Raw genomic sequence first — 26958 nt, 5'->3', positions numbered from 1 at the left:
CCTCCCGCTGCCCCCGGCCGCCGCTCACCGCTCACCGCACGAACCGCAGGCCCACCACACCGGCGACGATCAGCAGCAGGCACACCACGCGTCCGGTCGTCACGGGATCACCGAGCGCGGCCATGCCGTACAGGGCGGCCCCGACGGTGCCGATGCCCACCCACACCGCGTACCCGGTACCGAGCGGAATGCCGCGCAGGGCATAGGCGAGCCCGCCCATGCTCAGCGCGAGCGCCACCAGGAACAGGACGCTGGGCCAGAGCCGGGTGAACCCCTTCGAGGCGGCCAGCGCCCCGGCCCAGACCGCCTCCAGGACGCCCGAGACGATCAGTACGGCCCATGCCATGACGAGACCTCCGTGGTGATGACGGCACACGGCGGCGCACGTCCGCCGCCCGGACCATCCTCTCCCCGCCGCGTCCGGTGCGCCGGGCCGGGGCACGGGCCGCCCGCGCCCGTCCCATGTCCGCGCGGTTACCGGGCACGTTGTGCGTACGGAGAACACGACCCGCGAGGGAGGGCCCGGCATGCGCCACTACGCCGACCTGCACATCCACTCCCGGTACAGCAGGGCCTGCAGCCGCGCCCTGGACCTGCGGCAACTGGCCTGGTGGGCGCGGCGCAAGGGGATCACCGTCCTGGGCACCGGGGACTTCACCCATCCCGGGTGGGCGGCGGAGCTGCGCGAGGAGCTGGTGCCGGCCGAGCCGGGCCTGTTCCTGCTGCGGGACGAGACCGACCGCGAGGTGCTGGAGACCCTGCCGCCCACCTGCCGCGGCCCGCTGCGGTTCACCCTCCAGACGGAGGTCGCCACCAACTACACCCGCGACGGCCGGGGCCGCCGGCTCCACCACCTGTGCCAGGTGCCCGGCTTCGAGGCGGCCGAACGGCTCACCCGCGCCCTGGCCCCGTACGGCGCCCTCGCCTCGGACGGACGGCCCGCCCTGGCGATGGACGCCCGGGACCTGCTGGAGGCCGTCCTGGCCGCCGGGGAGGGCGCCTTCCTCGTCCCCGCGCACATCTGGACCCCCTGGTTCGGTCTGCTGGGGTCGAAGTCCGGCTTCGACTCCGTGGCGGAGTGCTACGGGGATCTCGCCGGGCACGTCTTCGCGCTGGAGACCGGACTCTCCTCGGATCCGGAGATGAACTGGCGGATCCCCGGCCTGGACCGCTTCCGGCTGGTCAGCCACTCCGACGCGCACTCGGCGCCCGCCCTGGGCCGCAACGCCACCGTGTTCGACACCGAGCTCGACTACTTCGCGCTCCGCCGCGCGCTGGCCACCGGCGAGGGGTACGCCGGCACCGTGGACCTGTACCCCGAGGAGGGCAAGTACCACCTCGACGGGCACCGCGCCTGCGGCGTACGGCTGACCCCGGCCGAGACCAGGGAGCTGGGCGGCAGGTGCCCGGTGTGCGGCAGGCGGCTGACGGTCGGGGTGCTCCACCGGGTCGAGGAGCTGGCCGGCCACCGGGCCGGGCGGCGGCCGGAGACCGCCGGCGAGCCGCTGAAGATCGTCCCGCTGCCCGAGATCGTGGGCGAGATCCTCGGGGTCGGCCCGAAGTCCAAGGCCGTGGGGCGCTCGGTCGACAGTCTGACCGCCGCGCTGGGCCCGGAGCTCCCCCTGCTGCTGGAGGTCCCCGTGGAGAGCCTGCGCGAGGCCGGCGAGCCGGAGGTGGCCGAGGCCGTCGGACGGCTGCGGGCCCACCGGGTGCGGCACGAGCCCGGCTACGACGGGGTCTACGGCACGGTCTCCCTCGCCGGGACCGAGTCCGAGTCCGAGTCCGGGACCGGGACCGGCCGGCCCGTCCCGGCAAGCGGGGCCCGGCGGGACGCCCGGTAGGCCGCGGGGCCCGCGGCCGGAACGGCACGTACCGGCCCCCGCCCGAGTGGCCCGTTCTCCCCTCACTGCCGGAACCAAGTCCCGAATAAGGTGACGCCGCGCCGCCCCGGGACGCCGCCGGGCACAGTCGGCGGCGTCCCGGGGCGGCGCGGGGACAACGGGGATGTCGACGGAGGCCGGTGTGGGAACGCTCTTCGGGGAACTGCGCAGACGGGCGGGGCGCAACGCGCGCCGTGAGATCGAGACGTACGAACGCGAGGTGCCCGAGTACCGCGCGATGAGCAACGACCCGCGCGCCCGCGAGGAGACCCTGAGCCACTCGGTGTGGCTCAGACTGCGTACCGTCGAACTCGCGCCGGACGGCCTGCCCCTCACCGCCGAGGACCTCTCCTTCACCGCCTCGGTGGGGGCGTTGCGGGGCGAGCAGGGAGTGTCCCTGGTCTCGCACCGGCGGGTGGCGGCCCTGAACACCCGCCTGGTACTGCGCGAGATCCACGAGGCGACCGCCCCGGACGACCTGAGCGAGCTGATGTCCCTGACGGGCTGGATCGCCTCCCAGGGGAGGCGCGGCGTCGACGCCTACCTCGGCGGTTACGCGGAAGGGCAGAAGCGCCGGCTGCCCTTCGCCGCCCGGCTGCAGCTCCTCACCAGGGCCCTGCTCGCCGACGAGCCCAGCGTCCCCGGTCTCGCCCGCGGCGCGGGCGTACTGCTGCACGACCGCTACGCCGTCACGGTCCTGCGCGTCCCCGGGGAGCCCGGCGTCCCTGCCGAGCGGCGCGACGAGACAGTGGTGGCGCTGTGGCACCGGCACGGCGTACCGGCCGACTGGCACGATCCCGGCGAGCTGACCGCCCTGGTGCCGGTGGTCCCGCAGGCCTCCGGCGGCGTCCCGGAGCGGCCGGAGCAGTGGGCGGAGGCGGCGGACGAGCGGGTGCGCTCCTTCGTCCGGGACGCCGCCGGGGCGCTGGGGCGGCCCTGCTCGGCCGGCACCGGCACCGGACGTGTCGGCGCGCTCGCCGGCACCCACGCCCACGCGCGTCACATCAGCCTGGTCGCTCCTCTCCAGAGCACCGCGCACCGCGCCCACACCCTGGCGGACGTCTTCGTCGAGCTCGGGGCCAGCAGCCTGCCGCGGGTGGACGCCTGGCTGTACGAGGTGGCCCGGCAACTGGCCCGCGGCCCCTCCCTGATCCCCACGCTCGACGCCTACTACCGCGGTGACATGAACCGCTCCCGCGCCGCCGCCGCGCTGAACATCCATCCGCGCACCCTCGACTACCGGCTGCGCCGGGCCCGCGAGCTCACCGGCGTCGATCCCTGTTCCACCCGCGGGGTGCGGGTCCTGGGCACCGCGGTCGCCCGCACGCTCGCCGGTCTGTGGGAGCTGCGGTAACCGCCCGCGGAGGAGGAGGGGAGGAGAACGGGACGAGCCGCCCAGGAGTACTGGGCGGCTCTCCGGCGGCCGGACCGGTCACGTCCTCACGGCCTGTTCGCGCCTGTCCTCCCCGCCGGCCGGCCGTTCACCAGAGCGACTGCTCACCGGAGGTGCTGACGGTCCACGGCGGGCCGCAGGTACCGCGCATCTGGTAGGTGGCACCCGCGTACATGGTCCCGCTGTAGAACACGGCACCGTCCGAGCAGACGACGTACGCCCTGATGGCACCCGAGTAGACCGTGCAGGTGAAGTCGACGTAGTACGGGCCGGGGTAGGTGACCTGCCGGTTGCACACCCAGGAGGCGTTGGCCCGGGCCGGGGCCTTCTCCCCCGCTCCCACCTTGGCCGCCGGCGTCTTCGACAGCTGGACGATCCCGCGGTCCCCCGCGGCCGCGGGTTCGGCCGCGGCCGCCGAGGCCGGCAGCAGGACGAGCGCACAGGCGAGTGCCACCAGCACACCCGTCAGTGCCCTGAGGCCGCCGAGTCTTCTCCGGACAAGGGTCATCGCTCTCATACCTCTCAGTCGGTTCGGCCGGCTGACCGCCGGCAGGGAAACCCTCCCGGACCACCGGTGTGCCCGTCGCCGTCACTCCGCGAGAACCTTCCGCCACGGCGGCGGGGCGGGTTTGTCACTTCCGGTGAACGCCTTCCGGGACGGGTCGGACGGGTCCGTACGCCGCCGCCCCGCCGTGGGCGGTCCGCGGGGCCCGCGGACCGCGGGGTTTTCCCGGCACACGGCCGGGCACGCGACCGTCCGGCGGCACGGCTCACGGCGAGCCGTACGGCCCCCCGCTCCCGAGGAGAGTCCCCATGACCACCCCCTCCGAGCTGCCCCTCCTCCACTCCCTGGACGAGCTGGCCCGCCTGGTCGACCGCGGCGGACGGCTGTACGTCCGCTGGTCCCGCGGCCCCCGGGCCGATCTGGGGAGGAACGCGGTGAGCACGGACGACCTGACCGGCATCCCCCTGCCGGGACTGTCCGTCAACGCCCTGGACGTCGAGCCGTGGTGGGGGGAGCGGCCGGTACGGCTGTGGGTCGCCCGGCGGCTGTACGACTACTGCCATCTGCGCCGGGCGAAGGGACCGGGAATCCGGCCCTGGGTGCTGTGCGGCCGGGAGGTCGGACGCGGCCCGGACAACGAGCCGCTGGTCCGGGAGGTGGAGCCGGTCGCCTGGGTGGCGCCCGGTGTGATCACCGAGGCGGAGGAGGAGGTCAACCGGCAGCGCGGCGGCTGGGGCCCGCTGGACCGGGGCGCCCTCGGCGGCACCCGGTCCCCCCTCTGATCCCCTCCTCCCCTCCGTCTCCCCCTGGAGCCCCTTCCCGGGCCGACCGGCTCACGGCACCACCGCCGGAACGGCGGCCGGGCCGGCGGCCGGAAATGGCCGGGATCCGACGCCGGCGGACCGCCGACGGACCGCCGGCGCCCGGGCCACCTTGACGCACCCCCGCACACCCCTACCATGGGAGCGCTCCCATGGCCGTGGGGGCCTGTCATCGCCGTGGTCGCATCCTCCCCCACTTCCCTCGATCCCCATCGTTTCGACGGAAAGGACCGACCCATGCCCCACCACACGTCCCACGGCTCCGCCGTGCCGCCGGGCGGGCGCCGTGCCCGCCGTCTCGGCCTTGGCGTACTCGCCGCCGCCGGACTCCTCGGCGGGCTCCTGACCGCCCCCGCCGTCTCGGCCTCGCCCACCGGGCCGCTGGCCGAGCTGATCACCAACGGCGACTTCTCCGGGAAGAACCACGAGCCCTGGTGGTTCACCGAGAACAGCCCCGCCTCCGTCGTCGACGGACAGCTGTGCGCCGAGGTGCCCGCCGACACGGAGGAGGTCTGGGACGCCATCGTCGGCCAGGACGGCGTCTCCCTCACCGAGGGGGAGGAGTACACCCTGACCTACACCGTCAGCGCCACTGCGCGGCACACCGTCACCACCCACGTGCAGGAAGCGGTCGACCCCTGGGGAGCCCAGTTCAGCTCCCAGGACGCGGTCTCCACCCGCGCCCGGACCTACAGCCACACCTTCACCGCGGAGGCCGACGACCCCGAGGCGCAGCTCGTCTTCCAGATCGGCGGCAGCTCGCGGGCCTACACCTTCTGCCTGGACGACGTCTCGCTGACCGACGAGTCGTAGGAACGCGCCGGCCGGTCCGCCGTACGCGACCGCGGACCGGCCGGCGCGGCCGTGAACGCACGGCGCGCCTCCCGGCATGTTCCGCCCGCCCGCGGGTACCCCGGCGGGACACGGACACCGGAACCCGGGAGGTGGGCGATGCTCCCCGAGACGGTCCGGATCGACACCGGGGCGGGAGCCGTTCTGACCGGGGACCTCGGCCTGCCCCGGGGGGCCCGCGGCGTCGTGGTGTTCGCCCACGGCAGCGGCAGTTCCCGGCACAGCCCGCGCAACCGCGCGGTGGCCGGGGTCCTGCGGGACGCGGGGCTCGGCACCCTGCTGCTCGACCTGCTCACCGAGACCGAGGAGCGCACCGACACGGTCACCGCCGAGCACCGCTTCGACGTCCCGCTGCTGGGGCGGCGCCTGGTCGCGGCCGTCGACTGGCTCGGCGCCCGGCCGGCCACCGCCGGGCTGCCGGTCGGCCTGTTCGGGGCCAGCACGGGGGCCGCCGCCGCCCTGGTGGCCGCCGCCGAACGGCCCCGGCCGGTGCGGGCCGTGGTCTCCCGCGGCGGGCGGCCGGATCTGGCCGGGGACGCCCTGCCCGGGGTCGGCGCACCCGTCCTGCTGATCGTGGGGGGCGAGGACCGCGAGGTGCTGCGGCTGAACGAGCGGGCGGCCGAGCGGCTGTCCGCGCCGTACACGGTGCACGTGGTGCCCGGGGCCACCCATCTGTTCGAGGAGCCCGGCACCCTTGACCGGGCCGCCGCCGCGGCCCGTGACTGGTTCGTCCGGATGGCCCGGGAGACGGCCCGCCGGTGACCGGCGGCGGAGACGGCGGACAGGCCATGGGCACGCGGCCGGGCAGGCGGCACACGGGGACGGCGGCGGGACGGGTCCGGAAGGAGTGGCAGAAAGAGCGGACGAAGGAGCGGAGAGGAGCCGGATCATGCGCTTCCACGACCGCAGGCAGGCGGGACGGCGGCTCGCCGGGCCGCTGTGCGAACTCCAGCGCGCCGGCGAGCTGGCGGACCCGCTGGTCCTGGCCCTCCCCCGGGGCGGTGTGCCGGTGGGCGACGAGGTCGCCCGGGCGCTGGGCGCGCCGCTGGACGTCCTGGTCGCGCGCAAGATCGGCGCCCCGTTCAACGAGGAGCTGGGGGTGGGCGCCGTCGCGGGCGAGGGCCCGCCGCTGTTCGACGAGCGCTCGCTGGCCCTGCTCGGTCTGACGGCGGACCGGCTGGCTCCCCTGGTGGAACGGGAGCGGGCGGAGCTGCGTCGCCGCGAGGAGCGCTACCGGGGCGGCCGTCCGGCGCCGAGGGTCCGGGGCCGGACGGTGGTGCTCGTCGACGACGGGCTGGCCACCGGGGTCACCGCGCGGGCCGCGCTGCGCGCCGTCCGCGCCCGGGACCCGGCCCGGCTGGTGCTGGCCGTACCGGTCTCCTCCCGGCAGGCCGCCGCCGCGCTGGAGCCGGAGGCCGACCGGCTGGTGTGCCTGGACCGGCCGGTGCCCTTCCACGGGGTCGGCCAGTGGTACGAGGACTTCGCGCAACTGGACGACGACGAGGTGGTGGCCACCCTGCGGGCCTCCGCCGCCGCCCGGTGAGCGGCGGCGGGACGGCACGCGTCCGGCGGCGGTCTCAGCCGTCGATCCCCAGGTCGGGGCCGAAGGACTCGTAGTGGACGCGGGAGGCGGGCACCCCGCGCGCCAGCAGTCGGCTCCGCACCGAGCGCATGAACGGCAGCGGTCCGCACAGGTAGGCGCGGACGTCCTCGGGCACCTCGACGCCGGACAGGTCGACGTATCCGGTGCGCTCGGCGGGCCAGGGCCCCTCGGGGTGCTCGTACCAGACGTGCGCGACGGCCTCGGGCAGCTTGCCGACCAGGAGATCGGTCTGCTCGCGGAAGGCGTGGGCGCGCTCGCTCCGGTCGCCGTGCACCACGGTCACGGGGCGGGTGGAGCCGGTGGCGGCCAGGTACGACAGCATGCTGACCATCGGGGTGCAGCCGATGCCCGCCGAGGCCAGCAGGACGGGCCCGTCGCCGTCGTCCAGCACCACGTCGCCGAAGGGCGCGCCGACGGTGAGCACATCGCCCTCGCGCACGTTCTCGTGCAGCCAGTTGGACACCTCGCCGGCCGGATCGCCGGCGAGCCGCTTGACGGAGATCCAGCGGTCGTCGCCGTCGGGCGCGCACGAGAGGCTGTACTGGCGGATCTGCCGTGCCCCGTCCGGCAGGGTCACGCGCACGGAGACGTACTGCCCGGGCCGGAACGGCGGTACGGGGCCGCCGTCGGCGGGACGCAGCATGAAGGTGGCCACCTCGGGGGTCTCCGGCAGCCGGCCGACCACCCGCCAGGGCCGCCAGACGTCCCCGTCGACCAGCCCGGCCCCGGCGTACAGCCGCGCCTCCATCGCGATCAGCGCCCCGGCCATCAGCCAGTACACCTCGTCCCAGGCGGCGGCCGCCTCGGCGTCCAGGGCGTCGCCCAGGACCTCCGCGATGGCCTCGAACAGGTGGCGGTGCACGATCGTGTACTGCTCGGCGGTGATGCCCAGGGCGGCGTGCTTGTGGGCGATGCGGGCCAGCATCCGGTCGGGGCGCTCGTCGGGACGCTCCAGCAGCAGGGTGGCGAAGGCCGCGATCGAGCCCGCCAGCGCGCGGCTCTGGGTGCCGTTGGCCTGGTTGCCCCGGTTGAACAGGTCACGCAGCAGCTCGGGGTGGGCGGCGAACATCTTCCGGTAGAAGACCGGGGTGATGTCGGTGACCGCGGCTCCCACGGCGGGCAGGGTGGCCCGCACGACGGCGGTGGACTTCTCGGACAGCATCACTGCCTCCTGAATATGCATCTCATATGCGAGTTTTAGGGCGTACGGGGGCCACCCGCGGCGGTCCCGCCGCGGCGCGGCGTGGACCGGCGGTCCGCGGGGCGGGAACCCAGGACCCCGGGGGGAAGGGAAAGCTAGGTGGCGGGGGGCGGACCGGTGAGCAGCCGGACCAGCACGGGCCGGGCGGTTCCGCCCACCAGATCCCGCACCGTCAGCGGGTCGAGCGCCGCGTAGAACGCCTCCTGCGCCTCGCGCAGCGCGGCGCGCAGCCGGCACCCGCCCCGGAGCGGACACGGCGCGGCGGTGTCCTCGCAGCCCACCACGTCACCGGCACCCTCCAGCTCGCGTACCAGCCGGCCGACCGAGGCGGTACGGCCGAGCGGGGTGAGCCGCAGCCCGCCACCCCTCCCCCGCTTCGCCTCCAGTACGCCCAGGTGCCGCAGCCGGCTCACCACTTTGGACACGTGGGTGTACGGCGCGGCCACGGAGTCGGCCACCTCCTGGGAGGTGGGCGTCTCCGCCTCGTCCAGCACCGCCAGCCGCATCACGACACGCAGCGCCAGATCGGTGAACTTCGTCAGCCGCATGCCGCGACGATATCAACTCGCATCTGAGATGCGAATTCAGGGACGGGAGTCCGCCCGGTTCCGGCCAGTCCCGGCCGACCCCGGCCCCGGTCGGCCGGGCGGGTGGTCGCGCTGCGCCGGTCGGGGCCCGGCCGCCGCGCCGCGCGGGCCGCGCACGGCTCCGCGTGCCCATCCTTGCGGCTGGCCGGCCCGGCGGGGACCCGGCTCGGATCCCACGGAGGAGGAGCGATTCATGAGCGTGTGCGAGGTGTGCGGCAACGACTACGAGATGGCGTTCGAGGTGCGCGCGGCGGGTGCCGTCCACGTCTTCGACAGCCTGGAGTGCGCGGCCCAGCGGATGGCCCCGATCTGCGAGAACTGCGAGTGCCGCATCCTGGGCCACGGTGTGCAGTCGAACGACGGACGGTTCTTCTGCTGCGCCCACTGCGCCCGTATGCAGGGGCACCGGGAACTGGTCGACCACGCCTGAACCGGAGCCGCCCGCCCGGCCCCGGCGGACGGCCGCCGGGACCGCGGCGTGTGCGACCATCCTTGCCGGCCCGCCGCGTCCCGCGGGCCGGCGGACGGCGGTACGGAGAAGACGCAGGGGGTGCGGGACATGAGGCTCGCCGTGCTGGGCGGCGGAGGATTCCGGGTGCCGCTGGTGCACCGGGCACTGCTCGAGGACGCGGGTGACCCGGCCGGCCGGGTCACCGAACTCGTCCTGTACGACACCGACCGCGCCCGGCTGGACGCCATCGGCGCGGTGCTCGCCCACCAGGCCGGGCGGCACACCGGCCCGGCCCCCGCGGTACGGGCCACCACCGATCTCGACGAGGCGCTGCGCGGCGCCGACTTCGTCTTCTCCGCGATCCGGGTCGGCGGCCCGGCGGGCCGCGTCCGCGACGAGCGGATCCCGCTCGCCGAGGGAGTGCTGGGCCAGGAGACGGTGGGCGCGGGCGGAGTGCTCTACGGGCTGCGCACCCTGCCGGTGGCGGTGCGGATCGCCGAGCGGATCGCCGAACTCGCACCCGGGGCCTGGGTGATCAACTTCACCAATCCCGCGGGCATGGTGACCGAGGCGATGGGCCGGGTCCTGCGGGAGCGCGGCCTGCCCGACCGGGTGATCGGGATCTGCGACTCCCCGGTCGGGCTGTGCCGTCGCGCGGCACGCGCCCTGGGCACCGACCCCGACCGGGCCGGGTACGACTACGTGGGCCTGAACCATCTGGGCTGGCTGCGCCGGATCACGGTGGACGGCCGGGACCTGCTGCCCGCGCTGCTGGCCGACACCGCCGCGCTGGAGTCCTTCGAGGAGGGCCGGCTCTTCGGCGCCGAGTGGCTGCGCGCGCTGGGTGCGCTGCCCAACGAGTACCTGCACCACTACTACTTCAACCGCGAGGCGGTCGCCGCCGTGCGCTCCGCCGCCGCCACCCGCGGTGAGTTCCTGCTGGCGCAGCAGTCCCGGTTCTACGAGCGGGCCCGGCCCGGCGACCCGGCGGCGGCGTACCGGGAGTGGGAGCGCACCCGGCTGGAGCGCGAGGAGACCTATCTGGCCGAGAACCGCGCGGCCTCCGGCGGCTGGGAGCGCGACAGCCGCGATCTGGCGGGCGGCGGCTACGACCGGGTCGCGCTCGCCCTGATGCGGGCGATCGCCCGGGGTGAGCGCACCACTTTGATCCTGGACGTGCCGAACCGGGGCGCCGTACCGGGCCTGGACGAGGAGGCGGTGGTCGAGGTGCCGTGCCTGGTGGACGCCGCCGGCGCCCGCCCGCTGGCTACCGGTCCCGTGGCCGCGGACCAGCTCGGGCTGATGCTCACCCTCAAGGCCGTCGAGCGGTCCGCGATCGAGGCGGCCCGCACCGGCTCGCGCCGGGCGGCGCTGCGGGCGCTGGCGCTGCATCCGCTGGTGGACTCGGCGGCGGCGGCCGGACGGATCCTGGACGCGGCCGGCGGTCCGTGAGCGGAACCGGCCGCCGCCCGGGTCCCGCGCCGGGCGGCCGGGTGGCGGCACGGATGCCCCGGCCCATCGGGGGTACGTCGTCCCGGGTCAGCCGACGTCCCTACTCCGGGAGTGAGATCCGGTGAGCGAATACGAGCGCACCCGCACCATGCCCGTCCTGCCCGAGCTGGTCTTCGACCAGGTGTCCGATCCCGAGTTCCTGAACCGCTGGCTCCCGGCGGACCTCCACGCCCGGGTGGAGGACCCGCCGGCGGTGACCGTGCACGAGGACCGTACCGGCCACGACGTCCGGGCCCTGTACCGCGCCCGCCCCGAGCAGATGCGCGCCGAGTGGGGCACCAGGGACCAGGGCAGCTACGCGGGCTGGCTGCAGGTGGCGGGCATCGGCAGCGGCGCGAGCGAGGTGACCGTGCACCTGTCGTTCTTCGACGAGGAGCACGCCCCTCCGGAGGACTCCGTCAACGGCGCCCTGGACCAGAGCCTGGAACGGCTGGCCGAGCAGGTGCGGGCACGCACCGAGCACGCCGACTGACACCCGCCGGCGTCCGGCGCCTCCCGGCGGCGTCAGCCGTTTGGGGGCGCCTCCCCGGCGGGCCCGCGGGTAGGGCTCTCCCCATGCCATCTTCCGAGCGATCCCCGCAGTCCGCCCACCCGCCGCGGGACCTGTACAGCGCCGAGGCCCGTTCCCTGCACGGCACCGGCCGGGTGGACGTCTCCGGGCGGGCCGGGCTTCCCGTCGGCGCCCCCCGTGAGCTGGGCGGCACCGGCCAGGGCTACGACCCCGAGCAGCTGTACGCGGCGGCCCTGGCCACCTGTCTGCACCAGGCGGTGGTGATCGCCGCCACCGAGACCGGCGTCGACCCCGCCGACAGCGAGGTGACCGCCCGGGTCCATCTCGGCGACGGCGGGGCCCAGCGCTACACCTTCGCCGCCACCGCCGAGGTCTCCCTGCCGTCGGCCGGGGACCGGCGCGAGCGCGTCATCGAGCACGCGCTGCGCATCTGCCCGCTCGCGGAGCACCTGGACCCGCCCCCGGCGTGACAGGCCGCCACGGGCGGCACGTGCGGCGGCGGGCGCGGTTCCCCCCGGTGACGGCTCAGTCCTGCCAGAGATAGAAGCCGCGGCCCGTCTTGCGGCCCAGCTCGCCCCGGGCGACCTTCTCGCGCAGCAGCCGCGGGGGCGCGAACCGCTCGCCCAGTGCGGCGTGGAGGTGCTCGGCGATGGCCAGGCGCACGTCCAGGCCCACCGGGTCGGTCAGCCGCAGCGGCCCCATCGGGTGCCGGTAGCCCAGGGTCGTGACTCCGCTCCCCCACCTGAAGGAGGGGGGCTTCCAACCCGAAGGTTGCGGTCCAGCCCGAACCGATCCCTTTCGGGACGAACGAAAAACTACCACATACCAGGGAAGTGATTCCCCCACCGGCTGAAGCCGGTGGTTCCCTCGCTAGAAGACTGATGGCGGTGTCGATGGCCTCGGGCCCGGCGACGCCCTCCTCCACCATCCGGATCGCCTCCAGCCCCAGGGCCACGCCCAGCCGGCTGCTGGCGAAGCCCGGCGAGTCCTCCACGACGACCTCCCGCTTGCCCAGGGCGCGGACCCACCCCAGCGCCGTGTCCACGGTCTCCCGCGCGGTCCGCCCGGTGACGACCAGCTCCACCAGCGCCGAGGCCGGCACGGGGTTGAAGAAGTGCATGCCCAGGAACCGCTCCGGACGGGTCAGGGCGGAGCCGAGTTCGGTGACCGGCAGGGAGCTGGTGTTGGTGGCCAGCACCGCGCCGCCGCCCACGGCCCGCTCCGCGGCGGCGAGCACCCGGACCTTCAGGGCGGGATCCTCCGGGACGGCCTCGACGACCAGGTCCGCGCCGGGCGGCAGGGCGTCCACCGAGGCGGCGGCGGTGACGCGGCCCAGCACCCGCTCGGCGGGCTCGGCGGACCTGCCGCGCTCCTCGGCCCGGCGCAGGCCGCCGGCGATCCGGTCCAGGGCCGCGGCGGCGGCCTCCGCACCGTTCTCCACCACGGTCACCGAGGAGCCCGCCGCCGCGAACGACCGGGCGATGCCCGCGCCCATCCGGCCCCCGCCCACCACGCCGACCACCGCCGGTGCCACCGTCATGTCCGCGTCCTCCCAAGTCGCCGTCCGCCGCCTTCTCCGGCCGCTTCCGCGGCCGCCCCCACCGTACCGACCGAATGGTCGGTGGAGAACCGGCGCGGCACCCGTACGGCCCGGCCCGGGCTGCGCGCGCCGGCCGGGACCGGCAGGATCACGGTCGTACAGGACGGACCGGACGACCGGGCCGGACGACGATCGGACGGACATCCCGTGCAGACGTTCCTGCCGCTTCCCGACTTCGCCGCGACGGCCCGGGTGCTCGACGCGCGGCGGCTGGGAAAGCAGCGGGTCGAGGCCCTCCAGGTGCTGCGCGCCCTGACCCGGCCCGGCTACGGCTGGGCGCGGCATCCGGCCGTCCGGATGTGGACCGGGTACGAGGAGGGCCTGGTCCGCTACGGCATGGAGATCTGCCGCCACTGGCGCCTGGCGGGGCGCGGCGACACCTGCGAGGCCACGATGCTGACCGATCTGCGGCACGCCACCGGGATCCGGGTCCCCCGTCCCCAGGAGGAGCTGGCGCGGGCCGGGGAGCTGCCGCCCTGGCTCGGCGATCCCGCCTTCCACCTCAGCCACCGGTCCGCCCTGGTCCGCAAGGACCCGGAGCACTACGTCCCGCTCTTCCCCGGGACCCCGGACGACCTGCCGTACATGTGGCCCGGCTCCGACCGTGACACCGGTGCCCCGCGCGCCGGTTGAGACCACCGGTACGCAAATCGGACTTGCGTATGCCGCCCTCTCCGCGAGACCGTTGCACAGAACAACCGTCCAGTGGCACCTGAAGCCGGAGGGGTGGCCGGGTGAGGCGCGAGACACGTCCACCCCCGTATCCCAGTGACCGATCACTCTCCCCCACCTGACGCGCACGATCGGGCGGCCGGCGGCGCCGTCGGCGCCGACACGCACCGGGCCATGGTCGAGTCGGCGCCCGTCCCGGTGTTCGCGGTGGACACGCGGCGCGAGGTGTCACTGGTGAACGCGGCGGCCCGGGCCCTGTTCCCGTCCCTCGCCGCCGGCGCGCCACTGGCCGGCGCGGTGCCCCGCTGGCTGGCCGACGCGGACGCCCGCCGCAGCCCCGGCCGGTCGGTGGCGGCCCGGGGCCGGGTGGGCGACGGTGCCTTCACCGCCCGCGCCACTCCGCTGCCGGGCGGGCACACCGCCTGGTGGCTGTCCGACGTCACCCGCCGGGAGACCGCGCGGCGGTCGCTGCGCTCCGCGGAGGAGCACACCGCCTTCCTGGTCCGGACCTCCGCCCGCCTGCAGTCCTCGCTGAACCCGCGCCGGTGCGCGGTGGTGACCGCCGAGCTGGCGGCCGGCGAACTCGCCGACGCCGCCGTCGTGGTCCTCCCGCCCCGGCGGCACCGGCTGCCGCTGATCCGGGTGGCCGCCGGCCGTCCGCCCGAGGAGGAGTTGCTGACCGCCGCCCCGGACAAGGTCCCGGGACTGGCCGAGGCACTGGTGGACTTCCCGCCCGGCCCGTCCCGCCGGGCCGATCCCGACCGGCTCCCCGAGTGGCTGCCGCCCGCCGGGTTCGGCCGTCCCGGCGCGGTGCTGGTCGTGCCCCTGCCCGGCAGCGGGACGCCCGCCGGGGCACTGGTGCTGCTGCGGCGCGCCGCACGGGACTTCGACGGGGAGGAGGACACCTTCGCCCGGCTCTTCGCCGCCCGCGCCGGTGCCGCGCTCTCGGCCGCGGCGCTGTATGAGGAGCAGGTCACCACCGTGGGGGTGCTCCAGCGGGAGCTGCTGCCGCCCGACCTGCCCCGGCTGGAGTACGCCCAGCTCGCGGGTGTCTACCGCCCGGCGCAGTCCGCTCAGCGCGTCGGCGGGGACTTCTACGACGTCCGCCCGGCCACCGGGCCCGGCCAGGAGACCGGCATCGTGCTCGGCGACGTGACCGGCAAGGGGCCGGAGGCGGCGGTCCTGACGGGCCGGATCCGGCACACCCTCGCGGCGCTGCGGCTGGTCGAGGCCGATCACGGACGGCTGCTGGACCTGCTCAACAGCGCCCTGCTGGGCCGCACCGGGAACCGGTTCGCCACCCTGGTCCTCGCCTCGGTCGAGGCCGGCGGGGGCAGCGGGGAGGGCGGGAACGGCGGGGAGGACTCGGCAAAGGACGCCGTGACGGGGCCCGGGGAGGGGCCCGGGACGGGCGTCACGGTGCGGCTGACCTCGGCCGGGCATCCGCCGCCCCTGATCGTGCGGGACGGCGGCGAGGTGGAGACGGCGGCGACCCACGGCACACTGGTGGGTGTGCTCCCGAAGGTGTCGGCGACGACGTACACCACCGTGCTCCGGCCGGGCGAGACCTGTCTGCTGTACTCCGACGGCGTCACCGAGGCCAGGGGCGGCCCCCGCGGTGACGAGCTGTTCGGTGAGGAGCGGCTCGCCGACGCGCTGGCCTCCTGCACGGGCATGCCCGCCGAGGCCGTCGTCGAGCGGGTGCTGATGCTCACGTCCGAGTGGCTGGCGGGCCAGGAGCACGGCGACCGGGACGGCCGCGAGGACCGTGACGACATCGCCATGGTCGCCATCACCGCGCCCCACCGCGCGCCGCTGCGCACGATGGGGACACCCGACCCGGAGAGGTACCTCTCGTGACACCCCCCACCGTCCCCGCCGCCGAGCTCGGGGAACTGGCCGAGAAGTTCTGGACCGCGCTGGAGAACGCCGACGAGCACGCCGCCGTCGGCCTGGCCGTGGGAGCGGTGGAGGAGGGCGTACCGCCGGAGGACGTCCTGCTGGACGTCGTCGCGGCGGCCCAGCGGCGCGTCGGCGCCCGGTGGGCGGACAACCTTCTCACGGTCGCCCAGGAGCACGCGGCCACCGCCATCAGCGGCCGGGCCGTCGCCGCGGTCGCCGCCCTTCCGGCGGCCCGGACCGCCGTGCCCCGGCTCGGCCACACCGTGGTGACCTGCACCGACGGCGAGTGGCACGCGCTGCCCGCCCGGCTGGTGGCCGAGGTGCTGCGGCTGCGCGGCTGGCAGGTGGACTTCCTCGGCGCCCATGTGCCCGTCCGGCACCTGGTGGCGCATCTGCACTCGACCGGGCCGGACGCCGTGGCCCTGTCCTGCTCCCTGCCGGTGCGGCTGCCCGTGGCCCACGCCACCGTCACCGCCTGCCAGGCCGCCGGTGTCCCCGTGCTGGCGGGCGGCGCGGGCTTCGGGCCGGACGGCCGGTGGGCACGGACGCTGGGCGCCGACGTCTGGGCCCCCGACGCCCGCTCCGCCGCCGAGCGCCTCGCCGCGGGCCTGCCCTCCCCGCGGGTCGCCGATCCGGCGGACCGGGAGCGGCCGGTCCCCCCGGACCACGAGCACGCCCAAGTCGGCAGGGCCCGTTCACAGCTGGTCGCCGAGGTCCTCCGGGAGCTGCCCGAGCGCTTCCCGGGCATGCGCGACTACACCGAGCAGCAGCGGGAGCGCACCGCCGAGGACCTGGCGCATGTCCTCGACTTCCTGGCCGCCGCCCTGTACGTCGACGATCCCGGCCTGTTCGAGGACTTCCTGGCCTGGACCGCCCGGATCCTGGCCGCCCGCGGGGTGCCCGCCCACTCCCTGGCCGCCGGACTGGACGTCCTGGCCGGAAAGCTGGACGGCCTGCCCCGTGCCGCGGCGTTCACCGTCGCGGGGCAGGCCGTGCTCGTCCGGCCGGACACCTCCCGGCCCGCGGGCTCCGGACCCCCCGGGCGGCCGGGGCCCCTCCCGCTCTGAGCGCTCCGGGCCGGGCCGGGCCGCCCGGTCCGGCCCCCGCTCCCGCGGGGAGTCCCGGGGGCTCACGTCCGCGAAGTGCCTCCCGCCCGCGGGGAAGGACGGCGTCCCGCGTGCCAGGACCGCGCGGCGGGCCGGGGACCCGCCCCATCCGCTCGCGGGCCCGCACTCGGCGCGGCGGCCGGCCGGGACGGCGGGCCCGCCGGTCCGTTCACGGCCGGAAGGGCGCCCGCTCCCCCGCGGTCCGGGCCACCGCCCCGTGGCCCCGTACGGCGTCCGCCAGCAGCCGCCGCGCCCGGTGTCCGGCGCTCAGCGCCTCGCCGTGGGTGCAGGGCGCGCCCGTGCGGCGCGCCTCACCGCGGGCCGCGGCCGCCAGGACCGTGCCGACGCGCTCCGTGCCGCCGAACTGGAAGCCCAGCTGGGTGGTGTAGCACCGGGCCGCCGCGGTCTTGCCCGTGAGCGCCGCGGCGATGCCGACCGTCACCTCCGCCGTGCCCGCGGGCGGTGGGAGGGGCCCCGCGCCCGGCTCGCGGGCGGCGCGGACGGCGTAGGGGAGGTCGCGCCACCACGCCGTGCGCGCGGGCGGCGCGACGGCGGCGACGGCCCGGGCCGTGACCAGGTGGTCGACATGTCCCCCGATCCCCCGCGGGGCGAGGACGAGGTCGGCCGCCGCCAGGTGGGGGCGCAGCAGCCGCGGCAGTTCGGCCGCGGCCCGGTCGTCGGCGCGGGGCGCGGTGAACAGCCGCCGCGGGCTGTCGTAGCCGCGGTGCGGGGCCTCGGCCAGCGGCAGGTGCTCGGGGGGCAGCGCGCCCAGCGCCCGCTGCGCGGCGCGGTCCTCGGCACGGCGCAGTGCCATGTAGTCGGCGTCGGCGGGCAGTCCCTTGTCGAGCTGGGTGGACAGCGCGAAGGGGCACGGGTCGGCGACCGAAGCGGTGAAGCAGGTGACCACCCGCACCGCCCAGCCGGCCCGGACCAGCAGGAGCAGGGTCCCCCCGGCGGAGAAGACCGCGTCGTCCAGGTGCGGGCTGACGGCCACGGCCGTACGGGCGGACGGGCGGGTGGACGGCCGGGAGGACCAGGACGCGGGGGGCACGGGAGGCACGGGAGGCACGGGAGGGCTCACAGCAGGTGCGGGGCCCGGCGGAACCGGCAGGCCGGGTCGGCGCTCCCCACCACCCGGGCGGGGATCCCGGCGCCGGGGGGCCGGGGCGGGGTCCAGTCGCCGAGGACCCGCTCGTAGACCGCGCCGATGCGCGCCGCGGCCACCGGCCAGGACCACTGCCGCCGCACCTGGTCCAGCGCGGCGCGGGCCAGGGCGCCCCGCAGCGGCGGGTCGTCGAGCAGCCTGCCGACGGCGTCCGCCAGCGCGGCCGGGTCGCGGGGCGGGACCAGCAGCCCGTTCACACCGTCCCGTACGCAGTCCACCACCCCGACCGTCCGGGTGGAGACCACCGGCAGGCCCGTGGCCATGGCCTCCAGGATGGTGTTGGAGAAGCCCTCCGCCCAGGTGGGGCTCACGAACACGTCTCCCCGGTGGTACACGGCCGGGGCCTCGTGGTAGCCGGCCGGGCCCAGCACCTCCACGGCGGCGGCCAGCTCCGGCTCCCGCGCCCGGCGGGCCACGGCGTCCGCGTCCGGGCCGGTGCCCGAGACCAGCAGCCGCAGCCGCCTGCCCCGGGCGAGCAGCAGCCGTACCGCCTCCAGCAGCTCGAAGACGCCTTTGCGGGCGTCGATCCGGCCGTGGTACAGCAGCACCGGCACCTCGCCCGCCGCGCCCGGCTCCCGGCCGGGCCGGGGGCGGAAGAGAGCGGTGTCGGTGGCGCCGGGCACCACGGTGAAGCGCCCGGCCGGGACGCGGTGGCGCTCGGCGACCTCGGCCGCGAAGGACCGGGAGCCGATCAGCAGGGCCGGGGCCTCGCGCAGGACCCGCCGGATGGCCGCGCGGTGGGTGCCGCAGCAGGTGCCGACCCAGTGCCCGTCACCGCCCTGGACGGAGACCACGGCCGGGACGCCCAGCAGGTAGGAGGCCTCCAGCGCGGCCAGTCCCGGCGGATAGCCGTACTGGGCGTGCACCACGTCCAGCGGGGCCCGTTGGTGCAGCGCGGCCACCGTCTCGCGCAGGGCCGCCACATCGGCCTCGAAGTCGGCCGGTCGGCCGCGGTTGACGGCCTGCTCCCCCACCGACTCCAGCGCCACCAGACGCACGCCCTCGGGCACTCGTCCGGGCGGTGGCGGGCCGCCGCCGTAGACGGCCCGGCCCGCCCGGTCGCCGCGGTACTGGGCCACCAGGGTGACCTCGTGTCCGGCGGCGGTCAGGGCGCGCAGCAGGTTCTCCGCGTAGGCGCTCATCCCCGACACGGCGGGCCAGTAGCGCCGCGAGACGAAGCAGATCCTCATCGGGCCCCCTCCGGAGCGGTGGCCACGGCGGTGTCCGGGGCGGTGTCCGGGGTGCCGGCCGGAGCGGTGTCCGCCCCGGTCCGCGCGGGGGCGCGGGCCTCGGCGCGGCGCAGGGCCGCCAGCGCGGCGGGCACCAGGGTGTCGGCGCGGTGGGCGTCGCGGGACAGTTCCAGGGAGACAAGCCCGCCGTACCCCACGGCGCGCAGCGCCCCGAGCACGGCGGGCAGGTCCATGTCCCCCTCACCCGGGGCGCGGTGCTCGTGACGGCCGCGCGGCATGTCCTCCACGGCGACCGCGCCCAGCTCGCGGGCGTGGGCCCGGACCGCGTCCGGCGGCGACAGGGCCCCGGTCACCAGGCAGTGACCGGTGTCCAGGGCCAGCCGCAGCCCGGGCACCTCGGCGGCCAGCCGGTGCCAGTCCGCGCAGTCCTGCACCAGCATCCCCGGCTCGGGCTCGAAGGCCGCCGTCACCCCGCGCCCGGCCGCGTACTCGACGACCGCGCGCGTCCCTTCCACCAGGTGCCGCCAGGCCGTCCCGCCCGGGGACGCGTCCGTGCCGGGGGCCGGCACGCCCGCCCAGAACGACACCGCCTCGCCACCGAGGTCCGCGGCGATGTCCGCGCACAGCCGCAGGAACGCCAGCCGGCGGGCCCGTCCCGCGGGGTCGGCGGTGACCAGGGTCGGCTCGTGCTTGCGCCGGGGGTCCAGCAGGAAGCGGGCACCGGTCTCCACGGTGACGGCCAGGCCCAGCCGGTCCAGCCGGCGGGCCAGCGCGGCGGTACGGGCGGCCAGGCCGGGGGCGAAGGGGTCGTGGTGGGCCACGTCCACGGTGAGCGCCACCCCGTCGTAGCCGCTGTCCGCCAGCAGGGCCAGGGCGTCCGCCAGCCGGTGGGAGGTCATCCCGTTGGTGTTGTAGGCGTAGCGCAGGCCGCCCGCCGCGCTCACCGCGCGCCTCCGGCCGCCAGCCGGGCCACCGCGTGCCGGGCGGGCTCGCGGTAGAGCGGGTACAGCGGCCCCACCAGCCGCCGGGCGGCCGCCGCGTCGAACCAGGCCGGACCGCCCAGCCGCTCGCGCGCCTCCGGCCGCAGGTGCACCGGCCGCGCCCCGGGCCCGGGTGGCGGGCCCAGCCCGGCCAGCTCCGACCCGCGCTCCAGCAGCCGCCGCACACCGCGTTCGCCGACGCGTCCGTACGACATGGTCTCCACCTCCGTGCCGGGCACCAGTACCTTGACCGCCCACGCCTCCGGCCCACCCGTCTCCAGCACCAGCACGTCGAAGTCCGCGAGCCGCTCCAGCAGGTCCGCCAGGAGCACGGCGGGGTCCGCCAGGGCGCCCGCCGCCACGGTGGGCAGCGCGGAGAAGGGCACGGTGGAGCGCCGTGCCAGCACGGCCGGCTCCAGCAGGGCCCGCAGCCCCGCGGCGTCCATCGCCGTCCAGGCCGCCATCGCCGCCAGGGCCCGCGGCTCCTGGGCGGGCACGGGCGCGGACAGCTCGCGCTCCAGGTAGCCGGGCGGGGCGACCCGGGCGGCCGTCTCCAGCGGACCGTGGAAGAAGATCTTGCGGACCCGGGAGGAGGCGTACTCCAGCACCGCCTTGCGCAGCGCCGTCTCCCGGTCCGGGTGGGCGGCCTCGCCGCAGGCGGTGAGCACCAGGGGCGGCGCCGCGGGGTCGGCGTCGGTGCCGACCACATGGACGTCGGCCATGCCGAAGGCGGTGGAGGCCAGCTTGGGCAGGACCGTCACACCCGCCGACCGCAGCCGGTCGAGCACCCGCCGGGTGACGGGATCGGCCACCTCGTCCGGCTCGATCACCACACCCCGGTCCATCGCCCGGTGCGCGGTGGCGTTCCCGTCGCGCTGGAGGATCTCCAGCAGGGCGTGGGACAGGGCGCGCTCGCGCGTGTCGCCGGCGCCCAGCCCGTTGGTGACCGGAGTGGTCAGCCAACCGCCCGGCGGGGGGCCGCCGGGCAGGTCGCCGGGGTCGGAGGCGGCGAACTCGGCGGGCACCAGCACCTCCTCGCCGGTGCGCAGCCGCCGGAGGGGGACCCACTCCAGGGGGCGGTCGTCGGTGTAGCCGGCACCGGCGGGCAGGGTCAGGGAGACGGGGTCGGCGACCCGGTCGCGGCCGCGTTCGCGCACCAGCTCCGCGTAGGAGGCCAGGCGGCGCGGCAGGGCGGCCAGCCGGCGGGCGGGCAGGACCTCCTCGGCGAGCTCGCCGTAGGCACCGGTGCGGGCCTGTTCCGGGGCGGCGCCGTAGCCGCAGGCCGCGTGGCGCCTCCCCGCGGGGTCGGTGTGGTCGGCCGAGACGACGGGGACGCCGGTGCGGTCCAGGGCGCCGATGTCGAAGTCGCCGCAGCGGCCGGGGCCCAGGGCCCGGCGGTAGGCGCGGACCGCGGCGTTCCGCCCGGTGCCCTCCCCGGTTCCCGCTTCGGCGCTCGTGTCGGTGTTCGCTTCGGTGTTCGCTTCGGTGCTCACCGCAGGTCCTCCAACGGTACGGGCGCCGTGCCGGGCTGTCCGGACAGCTGCCGGTCGAACAGGCGCAGCACGTCCTCGGTGGTCACCGGCGCGGCGAACTCGAAGGGGGTGGCCACCGCGTGGAAGTCCAGCCGGCCGATCACCTCCCGGTAGACGCGCAGTTCGGCGTGCGAGAGCGGGATCCGGGCGTGGTAGGCCTTGTGGCAGGACAGGGCGCGCGGGGCGCCGCCGCCGTCCAGATCGACCTTGAGCGCGTCCCCGCAGAACAGGATTCCCCGCTCCGCGTCGTGGAGCACGCAGTGGCCGGGGAAGTGACCGCCGGTGCGGTACATCGTCAGGCCCCGGGCCAGTTCCAGCTCCTCATCCACGGGCCAGGTCACCCGGAAGGCCTTCGTCCACTCCAGGTCCGCCACCCCGACGGCGACGACGGGCGGGTCGAACCGCTCCTGGAGCTGCCACAGCGCCCCGTAGCCGTGCACATGGCTGGCGCCCAGCCGGGCGATGCCGCCCAGCGCCCGGATCTCGGCCAGCGCGTCGGGCGGGTAGTACGGCGCGGCCTCCCAGCCGACGTTGCCCTCCGGCGTCCCGATCAGCCAGCCGGTGGACCCCAGCCCGAAGGGCGGATCGGTGGTGAACCCGGTGATCCCCTCCACCGGCCGGTACCGGCGGGTGGCGAGCCGGTCGGCCACCGACTTCTCCGCCGGCAGCTCCCAGCCGTCCGCGGGCAGGGCGTTGCGCACGTCGCGGCAGACGGGGCAGTCGGGCGGCGGGGCGAACCAGCGCTGCCAGTGGCCGCAGCCGGCGCAGGCGTACGGGCGCAGGGTCATCGGACGCCCTCCGGGGCGGTGTGCGGCGGCTCCGGCCCCGCGGGCGCCGGCGGCGGGAGCGCGGTGCCCGTGCGGTCCAGGGCCGTGAGCAGCAGGCGGTGCAGGGCCAGGTCCCGCTCCAGCGGCCACGGCCAGGCGAGCTCCGGCGGGACGCCGGCCGCGGTGGCCGCCACGGCCGCCGAGAACTCCTCGATCTGGCGGGTGAAGGGCGACAGCGAGGTGTCGAAGCGCACCGGTGCCGGCGGGCCGCCGCGGGCGCCGGTCAGCCTCACCGTTCCGCCGGGTTCCTGCCCGAGGGTGTCGAGCGCGGTCAGTGTGCCGCGGGTGCCGGTGATCTCCAGCCTGCGGCGCGGCGGTGTGCCGGGGGCCTCGGGGATGTTGTAGGCGACATGCGCGCCGAAGAGGACCCCACCGCGGGTGAGGCCGGCCAGTGCGGCTCCGTCGTCGACCGGGTAGGGGTGCACCCGGCGCTGCGTCACGGCCGCCAGCTGCTCCACGTCGTCCCCGCCGAGCAGTACCCCCACCAGGTCCAGGCCGTGCGGGGCGAGATCGAGCAGCGCGCCGCCGCCGGCGCGCGCCGGGTCCGCGCGCCAGTTGTCGTACCGGCGGCCGTCCGGTGACCAGGCGGGCGGCAGCCAGCAGCCGTAGACGATCCGCACCGCGGTGACCGTGCCCAGCTCCCCGGCGGCCACCAGGTCCGCCGCGGCCCGGTGGGCCGGATGGAAGCGCTGGTCGTAGGCGGTGCCCGCGAGCACGCCCGCCCGGCGGCAGGCCGCGACCAGCGCCTCGGCGTCGGCGAGGTCCGCCGCCAGCGGCTTCTCGCACAGCACCGGCGTCCCGGCGGCGGCGACCTCCTCGACGACCCGGCGGTGGGCGTGGTTGGGCACGGCGACGTACACCGCGTCGGGCCGGTGCCCGGCCAGCAGCTCCCCGGTGTCCGCGGCGGTGCTCGCGCCGGGTGCCCGTCGCGCCAGCCGGGCGGCGGCGGCCGGGTCGGGGTCGGCCGCCGCGACCAGCCGCGGGGGCGCGGCCGGATGCCTGCGGGCGGCCTGGAGCAGTCCGGGCAGGAAGTGGTCCCGGGCCACCCAGCCGCAGCCTGCGATTCCCCAGGCGCAGCCGGCCCTGCCGGCCCCGTCGTCCCGACCGGGTCGGCTCTCCCCCAGTGCCCGCCGTCCGGCGGGCCGCACCGCGCTCACCACCGCTCCGGCAGGTCCAGCAGCACCCGGCGGCGGGCGTACTCCAGCACCTCGGGGGTCGGACGGCCGGCCCGGGCGTCGGCGAGCACGTCCTCGGACAGCCGTACGCGCTCGGGCAGGTAGTCGGCGGCGCCGACCGGGGAGGCCACCGCGTACTCGGCCCGCCAGCGCTCCCCCGGCCAGTGCCGCCGTCCGGCGCGGTAGAGGGGGTTGAGCCGCAGGGGGCGCCCCGGGACGGGCCGCAGGAGCCTGCCGGGGCGGTGGTGGACGGGCGGCGGGGCCGGGGCGTCCACCAGGGCCAGCGCCGCGCTGCCGGCCAGCTCCCGTACGGACCGGGGGGCGGGGGCGGTTCCCTCCAGCGCGGCCCGGGTCAGTTCGGCGTCGTCGTAGCACAGGGCGTGCGGCAGCAGCGACCGCCAGCCGGCCGGGTCCAGCGGAAGTCCCGCGCCCTGGCCCGGTACCAGGGCGTTGTGGCAGTGCCCCAGGACGACGGCGCCGCCGCCGTCGCGGTCGGCACGCAGGCAGGCGCGGTGGACGACCCGGTGCTTGTCCGGCAGGAAGTACAGCGCGTCGTGGCACGCCACGTACGCCGGGCCGCGCGGCAGGAGCGGCCAGGGTGCGGTGAGGTCCGCGCAGATCAGCCGGGCGGTGGGGGCGACGAAGCGCCGGGCCAGCCACAGCTTGGCGAAGACGACGTCGATCCCCGTCACCTCGCGGTGCCCGCGCAGCGCCAGCTCGCGCAGCAGGTGGCCCGCTCCGCAGGCGGGCTCCAGCACCGGAAGCTCCCCGGGGGGATGGCGGTCCGTCAGGGCGAGGACGGCCAGCCAGGTCGGGTCGCTCCACCGGTGCAGGAAGTAGTCCCCCACCCGGCCCATGTCCAGCAGCCGGACCGCCTCGCGCAGGGTGGGCGCGGCCAGCGCGGCGCGCAGCCGCCCGGCGGGCGGCGGCGGGCGGTCCCACCAGTCGTCGGCGTCGGCGAGCAGCGCCACCGCGGATCCGGTGACGTCGCCGCGGGCGAGGTGACCGACCGCCCGCTCGCGCAGCTCCTCACGCCCGGTGCGCAGCCAGGGGATGCCCGCGACGACCGGCCAGCGCCGTTCCCCGTCGGACAGCAGGCCCGGACCGCAGGGGACCAGCGGCGCCCCGTTGACGGGACTGACCAGGCCGGCCGTCTCCGGGGCGGTCCCCCGGGCGGTCTCCCGGGCTGCCGGTTCGCCGCGCACCGTGTCACTCATCCGGACTCCCGTCCGGGCGCCCCGGGGCCCACCGGCTCCCCCGGCCCCGCCGCGGCCAGCACCGCGTGGTGGAAGTCCGCCACCGGGGAGTCGTGCACCAGGCGCATCTCCCCCAGCGCCTGCTCGGCGGTGAAGGCGGCGGCGCGCGCGTGGTGGTGCGTCTGGAGCACCCGGTCCAGGACGTCGGCGGCCTGGAAGGCGCGGGAGGCCGGGCGCGCGGTCTCCTCGCGGGCGTCCAGCAGGGCGGTCAGCCGGGCCGCGAGGGAGGGGGGCAGGCCGGCCAGCTCACGGTCGGTCAGCCGGGCGGTGATACCGGGCAGATACTCGCCCAGCAGTTCCTCACCGGCGAACCCGGCGTCGGGCAGGACGGCGTTGTGCAGGTGGTGGGCGAGGCCGAGGAGGAAGGCGTCCGCCGGATCGGCGCCGAACGCGTCGGCCAGCAGCGCCGCGCAGACCGCGGTGGCCCAGCAGTGGTCGCCGTGGCTCTCGGCCGGTTCGGCCATCAGCCGCGGGCGTCCCGGGCAGGTGGCGCCGGCCCGGGGCTGGGCGCACAGGGCCCGCGCGAACCGCGGCGCCCCGTCGGCACCGGACGGTCCGGAGGGCTCGGCCACCAGGCCGGGCAGCGCCTCCGCCAGCCGGTCCAGGGTCCGCGGCTCCAGCCGGCCGCGGTGCGTCTCCACCGAGCGCCGCAGCACGTCGGCGGCCTCCCGCTCGCCGAGCCCGCAGCGGCGCAGCACCGGGCCGTCCACCCCGGCCAGGCGCGCGCCGGCCACGGCGGCGGCGCACTCGGCCGCGGCGACCTCGCCGGGGTCGGCGCCCCGGGCCAGCGCCGTCCAGGCCCGCAGGAAGGAGCGCTCGGCGACCGAGCCCGCGCATCCGGCGGTGCGTACCCGCTTGAGGTCGCCGAGCTCGCGGAACAGCGGTGCCGCGGCGCGCAGCGCCCGCCGCGGCACCACCGCGGGAGGTTCTCCGGGTGCGCCCCGCGCCGCCGGGGATGCGGTGTGCGTCACGGCCGTACGACCTCCGGCGCGCCGGTGCGGTCCAGCCACTCCAGCAGCCGGCGTTCCTGGCGGTGCAGGGCGTGCTCCGGCACGCGTCCGTCGCGGGTCGCCGGGGCCTTGAAGAAGAACCCGAACTGCTCCTGCGGCCCCCGCTCGCCCCGGCGCCGCGCCTCCGCGAGCAGCCGGACGAGCTCCAGGACCAGCGGCGCGGCCAGCACGGAGTCCCGGCACAGGAAGTCGATCTTCAGCTGCATGCGGTGGCCGAGGAAGCCCACCAGATCGACGTTGTCCCACGCCTCCTTCCGGTCCCCGCGCGGCCGGTAGTACTCGATGCGGACCAGATGGTCCTCGACCGGGTAGCCCAGCAGGGCGTCCAGCGCGGCGCCCTTGGTGGCCGTCTTGCTGGCCAGCGAGTCCGGGTCCTCCAGCGCCCGGCCGTCCCGGTTGCCCAGCAGATTGGTGGAGTACCAGCCCTCCACCCGCAGCGCGCGGGAGCGCAGCGCGGGAGCGAGCACGGTCTTGAGCAGGGTCTGCCCGGTCTTGCCGTCCTTGCCGGCGACCGGCACCCCCAGCCGCTCGGCCAGCTCGGTCAGGGCCGGCGCGTCGGCCCCGACGCTGGGGGTGAAGTTCACGTACGGCATGCCCTCCCGCAGGGCCGCGTAGGCGTACACCATGGCCGGGGTGACGGCCTCGTCCCCCCGGTCGAGCGCCTCCTCGAACGCCTCGGGGGAGGCGAGCGCCGGCGCGGCCGGGTCCGGGCGGCGTTCGGTGGAGGCCAGGTTGACCACGACCACCGTGTCCAGGCCCTGCTCGGTCCTGAAGCCCCGCAGGTCCGCCCGGATCCGTTCGGCCCGCTCGCGCGGGGTGCCGGCCGTCGTGACGTTCGCCCCGGTCACCCCGCGGCAGTACGCCGGGTCCGCGACGGCCGGCCAGGGGCGCAGCTGCTGCATCCGGGGGGCCACGGCCTCGATCTGGGCCGGGTCCAGGACGCCGTGCAGGTGGGCCGCCTTCGCCAGGTCGTCGGCGGACACGTCCCAGCCGCCGAAGACCAGGGCGTCGTAGGGCACCAGGTCGCCGCGCGCCGCCAGGGGCAGACCCTCCGGTCCGCAGCTGCCGAGCCTGAGCAGTTCGACGCCGGCCACGGCCGTCGTGGCCACCGCGCCGCCCAGTCCCACGACGGCCGCTCCCAGCCGCCGCGCGGGTCCGTCACCGGCCGGCTCGTGCATGGTTCGCCTCCCTGCGGATCGGCATCCGGCGGTACCGCGCCGCGGCGGT

General features: G+C 76.9%; 26 protein-coding genes and 2 pseudogenes. 13 read left to right on the top strand and 15 right to left on the bottom strand.

Features of this window, described 5'->3' with window-relative positions:
- Positions 1–31: 31 nt before the first annotated feature.
- Positions 32–346 (bottom strand): DMT family transporter, encoded by a 315-nt coding sequence (locus CUT44_RS23445; RefSeq protein ID WP_100203917.1) that lies wholly within the window; start codon positions 344–346, stop codon positions 32–34.
- Between the two features lie 181 nt (positions 347–527).
- On the opposite strand from CUT44_RS23445, the gene CUT44_RS23440 reads away from it, so the two are divergent.
- Positions 528–1841: an endonuclease Q family protein gene (locus CUT44_RS23440; protein ID WP_199185812.1), complete on the top strand. Its 1314-nt coding sequence runs from the start codon at positions 528–530 to the stop codon at positions 1839–1841.
- Positions 1842–2022: 181 nt separating this feature from the next.
- Positions 2023–3234: a PucR family transcriptional regulator gene (locus tag CUT44_RS23435; RefSeq protein ID WP_100204059.1), complete on the top strand. Its 1212-nt coding sequence runs from the start codon at positions 2023–2025 to the stop codon at positions 3232–3234.
- 127 nt (positions 3235–3361) lie between these two features.
- Here the strand turns inward: CUT44_RS23435 and CUT44_RS23430 are convergent, their stop codons facing one another.
- The gene (locus CUT44_RS23430) at positions 3362–3781 is read right to left on the bottom strand and encodes a hypothetical protein (protein ID WP_146252295.1); all 420 of its coding nucleotides are present in this window, start codon (positions 3779–3781) and stop codon (positions 3362–3364) included.
- Positions 3782–4086: 305 nt separating this feature from the next.
- On the opposite strand from CUT44_RS23430, the gene CUT44_RS23425 reads away from it, so the two are divergent.
- From CUT44_RS23425 to CUT44_RS23410, 4 genes are all read left to right on the top strand, one after another.
- A complete protein-coding gene (locus CUT44_RS23425; protein ID WP_100203915.1) occupies positions 4087–4560 on the top strand; it encodes a DUF6098 family protein in 474 nt (157 codons plus the stop codon).
- A gap of 276 nt (positions 4561–4836) precedes the next feature.
- The gene (locus CUT44_RS23420) at positions 4837–5412 is read left to right on the top strand and encodes a carbohydrate binding domain-containing protein (protein WP_100203914.1); all 576 of its coding nucleotides are present in this window, start codon (positions 4837–4839) and stop codon (positions 5410–5412) included.
- Between the two features lie 138 nt (positions 5413–5550).
- Positions 5551–6213 carry a dienelactone hydrolase family protein gene (locus CUT44_RS23415; protein WP_100203913.1) on the top strand — a complete coding sequence of 221 codons (663 nt, stop codon included), beginning with the start codon at positions 5551–5553 and terminating at the stop codon, positions 6211–6213.
- Between the two features lie 127 nt (positions 6214–6340).
- Positions 6341–6994, top strand: coding sequence for a phosphoribosyltransferase (locus CUT44_RS23410; RefSeq protein WP_100203912.1), 654 nt, complete (start codon positions 6341–6343; stop codon positions 6992–6994).
- A gap of 34 nt (positions 6995–7028) precedes the next feature.
- On the opposite strand, the gene CUT44_RS23405 is transcribed toward CUT44_RS23410, so the two are convergent.
- Both CUT44_RS23405 and CUT44_RS23400 read right to left on the bottom strand, forming a co-directional pair.
- Positions 7029–8216, bottom strand: coding sequence for a globin domain-containing protein (locus CUT44_RS23405; protein WP_100203911.1), 1188 nt, complete (start codon positions 8214–8216; stop codon positions 7029–7031).
- A 134-nt stretch (positions 8217–8350) separates the two neighbouring features.
- The gene (locus CUT44_RS23400; RefSeq protein ID WP_100203910.1) at positions 8351–8803 is read right to left on the bottom strand and encodes an RrF2 family transcriptional regulator; all 453 of its coding nucleotides are present in this window, start codon (positions 8801–8803) and stop codon (positions 8351–8353) included.
- Between the two features lie 232 nt (positions 8804–9035).
- On the opposite strand from CUT44_RS23400, the gene CUT44_RS23395 reads away from it, so the two are divergent.
- The 4 genes from CUT44_RS23395 to CUT44_RS23380 all read left to right on the top strand — a co-directional run bounded on the left by CUT44_RS23395 (position 9036) and on the right by CUT44_RS23380 (position 11786).
- A complete protein-coding gene (locus tag CUT44_RS23395) occupies positions 9036–9272 on the top strand; it encodes a hypothetical protein (RefSeq protein WP_100203909.1) in 237 nt (78 codons plus the stop codon).
- 129 nt (positions 9273–9401) lie between these two features.
- On the top strand, positions 9402–10745 hold the full coding sequence (locus CUT44_RS23390) for a 6-phospho-beta-glucosidase (RefSeq protein WP_100204058.1): 1344 nt from the start codon (positions 9402–9404) through the stop codon (positions 10743–10745).
- 121 nt (positions 10746–10866) lie between these two features.
- Positions 10867–11277: an SRPBCC family protein gene (locus CUT44_RS23385; protein ID WP_100203908.1), complete on the top strand. Its 411-nt coding sequence runs from the start codon at positions 10867–10869 to the stop codon at positions 11275–11277.
- 83 nt (positions 11278–11360) lie between these two features.
- Positions 11361–11786, top strand: coding sequence for an OsmC family protein (locus CUT44_RS23380; protein WP_100203907.1), 426 nt, complete (start codon positions 11361–11363; stop codon positions 11784–11786).
- A gap of 55 nt (positions 11787–11841) precedes the next feature.
- Here the strand turns inward: CUT44_RS23380 and CUT44_RS23375 are convergent.
- Together CUT44_RS23375 and CUT44_RS23370 are read right to left on the bottom strand one after the other, a co-directional pair.
- Positions 11842–12039, bottom strand: a pseudogene (locus tag CUT44_RS23375) (3-hydroxyacyl-CoA dehydrogenase family protein); the annotation flags it as partial.
- A gap of 157 nt (positions 12040–12196) precedes the next feature.
- Positions 12197–12856, bottom strand: a pseudogene (locus CUT44_RS23370) (3-hydroxyacyl-CoA dehydrogenase family protein); the annotation flags it as partial.
- A 207-nt stretch (positions 12857–13063) separates the two neighbouring features.
- Between CUT44_RS23370 and CUT44_RS23365 the strand changes: the two are divergent.
- The 3 genes from CUT44_RS23365 to CUT44_RS23355 all read left to right on the top strand — a co-directional run bounded on the left by CUT44_RS23365 (position 13064) and on the right by CUT44_RS23355 (position 16557).
- Positions 13064–13549 carry an MSMEG_6728 family protein gene (locus CUT44_RS23365; RefSeq protein WP_100204057.1) on the top strand — a complete coding sequence of 162 codons (486 nt, stop codon included), beginning with the start codon at positions 13064–13066 and terminating at the stop codon, positions 13547–13549.
- Positions 13550–13684: 135 nt separating this feature from the next.
- Positions 13685–15448, top strand: a complete 1764-nt coding sequence (locus tag CUT44_RS23360) for a SpoIIE family protein phosphatase (protein WP_100203906.1) — start codon at positions 13685–13687, stop codon at positions 15446–15448.
- Complete coding sequence (locus CUT44_RS23355) at positions 15445–16557, top strand: cobalamin B12-binding domain-containing protein (protein WP_100203905.1); 1113 nt, start codon at positions 15445–15447, stop codon at positions 16555–16557. The genes CUT44_RS23360 and CUT44_RS23355 overlap by 4 nt, the downstream gene beginning before the upstream one ends.
- Before the next feature lie 208 nt (positions 16558–16765).
- Here CUT44_RS23355 and CUT44_RS23350 read toward each other — a convergent pair whose 3' ends face one another.
- Genes CUT44_RS23350 through CUT44_RS23310 form a run of 9 tightly spaced genes read right to left on the bottom strand, consistent with a single transcriptional unit; the run spans position 16766 to position 26909 of the window.
- Complete coding sequence (locus tag CUT44_RS23350) at positions 16766–17647, bottom strand: PIG-L deacetylase family protein (RefSeq protein ID WP_199185811.1); 882 nt, start codon at positions 17645–17647, stop codon at positions 16766–16768.
- Between the two features lie 26 nt (positions 17648–17673).
- The gene (locus tag CUT44_RS23345; protein WP_100203904.1) at positions 17674–18951 is read right to left on the bottom strand and encodes a glycosyltransferase family 4 protein; all 1278 of its coding nucleotides are present in this window, start codon (positions 18949–18951) and stop codon (positions 17674–17676) included.
- Positions 18948–19895 carry a sugar phosphate isomerase/epimerase family protein gene (locus CUT44_RS23340; RefSeq protein WP_233221595.1) on the bottom strand — a complete coding sequence of 316 codons (948 nt, stop codon included), beginning with the start codon at positions 19893–19895 and terminating at the stop codon, positions 18948–18950. Before CUT44_RS23340 ends, CUT44_RS23345 begins: the two co-directional genes overlap by 4 nt.
- Complete coding sequence (locus tag CUT44_RS23335; protein ID WP_100203903.1) at positions 19892–21424, bottom strand: YcaO-like family protein; 1533 nt, start codon at positions 21422–21424, stop codon at positions 19892–19894. Before CUT44_RS23335 ends, CUT44_RS23340 begins: the two co-directional genes overlap by 4 nt.
- Positions 21421–22251, bottom strand: a complete 831-nt coding sequence (locus tag CUT44_RS23330) for an MBL fold metallo-hydrolase (protein ID WP_100203902.1) — start codon at positions 22249–22251, stop codon at positions 21421–21423. Before CUT44_RS23330 ends, CUT44_RS23335 begins: the two co-directional genes overlap by 4 nt.
- Entirely contained in the window at positions 22248–23447 is a 1200-nt protein-coding gene (locus tag CUT44_RS23325) for a Gfo/Idh/MocA family protein (protein ID WP_199185810.1), read from the bottom strand. Before CUT44_RS23325 ends, CUT44_RS23330 begins: the two co-directional genes overlap by 4 nt.
- Positions 23444–24682, bottom strand: a complete 1239-nt coding sequence (locus CUT44_RS23320; protein WP_107488063.1) for a class I SAM-dependent methyltransferase — start codon at positions 24680–24682, stop codon at positions 23444–23446. The genes CUT44_RS23325 and CUT44_RS23320 overlap by 4 nt, the downstream gene beginning before the upstream one ends.
- Entirely contained in the window at positions 24679–25692 is a 1014-nt protein-coding gene (locus CUT44_RS23315) for an HD domain-containing protein (RefSeq protein ID WP_199185809.1), read from the bottom strand. Before CUT44_RS23315 ends, CUT44_RS23320 begins: the two co-directional genes overlap by 4 nt.
- A complete protein-coding gene (locus tag CUT44_RS23310; RefSeq protein WP_100203901.1) occupies positions 25689–26909 on the bottom strand; it encodes an inositol-3-phosphate synthase in 1221 nt (406 codons plus the stop codon). Before CUT44_RS23310 ends, CUT44_RS23315 begins: the two co-directional genes overlap by 4 nt.
- Positions 26910–26958 lie beyond the last annotated feature (49 nt).

Source organism: Streptomyces carminius (assembly GCF_002794255.1).
In the GTDB taxonomy this organism is placed as follows: Bacteria; Actinomycetota; Actinomycetes; order Streptomycetales; family Streptomycetaceae; genus Streptomyces; species Streptomyces carminius.
This window is presented reverse-complemented; position numbering and strand designations above follow the sequence as displayed.

Coding starts and splice junctions, on each gene's coding strand:
- CUT44_RS23445 (WP_100203917.1), bottom strand. CDS start 346: ATGGCATGGGCCGTACTGATCGTCTCGGGCGTCCTGGAGGCGGTCTGG.
- CUT44_RS23440 (WP_199185812.1), top strand. CDS start 528: ATGCGCCACTACGCCGACCTGCACATCCACTCCCGGTACAGCAGGGCC.
- CUT44_RS23430 (WP_146252295.1), bottom strand. CDS start 3,781: ATGACCCTTGTCCGGAGAAGACTCGGCGGCCTCAGGGCACTGACGGGT.
- CUT44_RS23425 (WP_100203915.1), top strand. CDS start 4,087: ATGACCACCCCCTCCGAGCTGCCCCTCCTCCACTCCCTGGACGAGCTG.
- CUT44_RS23420 (WP_100203914.1), top strand. CDS start 4,837: ATGCCCCACCACACGTCCCACGGCTCCGCCGTGCCGCCGGGCGGGCGC.
- CUT44_RS23415 (WP_100203913.1), top strand. CDS start 5,551: ATGCTCCCCGAGACGGTCCGGATCGACACCGGGGCGGGAGCCGTTCTG.
- CUT44_RS23410 (WP_100203912.1), top strand. CDS start 6,341: ATGCGCTTCCACGACCGCAGGCAGGCGGGACGGCGGCTCGCCGGGCCG.
- CUT44_RS23405 (WP_100203911.1), bottom strand. CDS start 8,216: ATGCTGTCCGAGAAGTCCACCGCCGTCGTGCGGGCCACCCTGCCCGCC.
- CUT44_RS23400 (WP_100203910.1), bottom strand. CDS start 8,803: ATGCGGCTGACGAAGTTCACCGATCTGGCGCTGCGTGTCGTGATGCGG.
- CUT44_RS23395 (WP_100203909.1), top strand. CDS start 9,036: ATGAGCGTGTGCGAGGTGTGCGGCAACGACTACGAGATGGCGTTCGAG.
- CUT44_RS23390 (WP_100204058.1), top strand. CDS start 9,402: ATGAGGCTCGCCGTGCTGGGCGGCGGAGGATTCCGGGTGCCGCTGGTG.
- CUT44_RS23380 (WP_100203907.1), top strand. CDS start 11,361: ATGCCATCTTCCGAGCGATCCCCGCAGTCCGCCCACCCGCCGCGGGAC.
- CUT44_RS23345 (WP_100203904.1), bottom strand. CDS start 18,951: ATGAGGATCTGCTTCGTCTCGCGGCGCTACTGGCCCGCCGTGTCGGGG.
- CUT44_RS23330 (WP_100203902.1), bottom strand. CDS start 22,251: ATGACCCTGCGCCCGTACGCCTGCGCCGGCTGCGGCCACTGGCAGCGC.
- CUT44_RS23320 (WP_107488063.1), bottom strand. CDS start 24,682: ATGAGTGACACGGTGCGCGGCGAACCGGCAGCCCGGGAGACCGCCCGG.
- CUT44_RS23310 (WP_100203901.1), bottom strand. CDS start 26,909: ATGCACGAGCCGGCCGGTGACGGACCCGCGCGGCGGCTGGGAGCGGCC.